Annotated in this window: 1 protein-coding gene; it reads left to right on the forward strand. The window is 60.8% G+C overall.

Features of this window, described 5'->3' with window-relative positions; translation table 11 throughout:
* The coding region (locus tag EOA29_RS40310; RefSeq protein ID WP_145970198.1) for an NAD(P)/FAD-dependent oxidoreductase at nt 1–423 on the forward strand (423 nt) is incomplete at both ends.

Raw genomic sequence — 423 nt, forward strand, 5'->3', positions numbered from 1 at the left:
CTGCCTGCACGATCCGGTCTGGTACGACCATCTGCCCTACATCGACTTCCCCAGGAACTGGCCGGTCTTCTCGCCCAAGGACAAGATCGGCGACTGGCTGGAAATGTACACCAAGGTCATGGAGCTGAATTACTGGTCCTCGACCGAGGCCAGGAGCGCCGCCTATGACGACAAGACGAAGGAATGGACCGTCGTCGTCCACCGTGACGGCAAGGACATCGCGCTGAAGCCGAAGCAGCTGGTGCTGGCGACCGGCATGTCCAGCAAGGCCAACATGCCAAGCTTCAAGGGCATGGACAGCTTCAAGGGTGATCAGCACCATTCCTCGAAGCATCCCGGCCCCGACGCCTATGCCGGCAAGAAGGCAGTCGTCATCGGTTCGAACAATTCCGCCCACGATATCGCCGCCGCACTCTGGGAGGC

Origin of the sequence: Mesorhizobium sp. M1E.F.Ca.ET.063.01.1.1 (genome assembly GCF_003998155.1) — a bacterium.
In the GTDB taxonomy this organism is placed as follows: Bacteria; Pseudomonadota; Alphaproteobacteria; order Rhizobiales; family Rhizobiaceae; genus Mesorhizobium.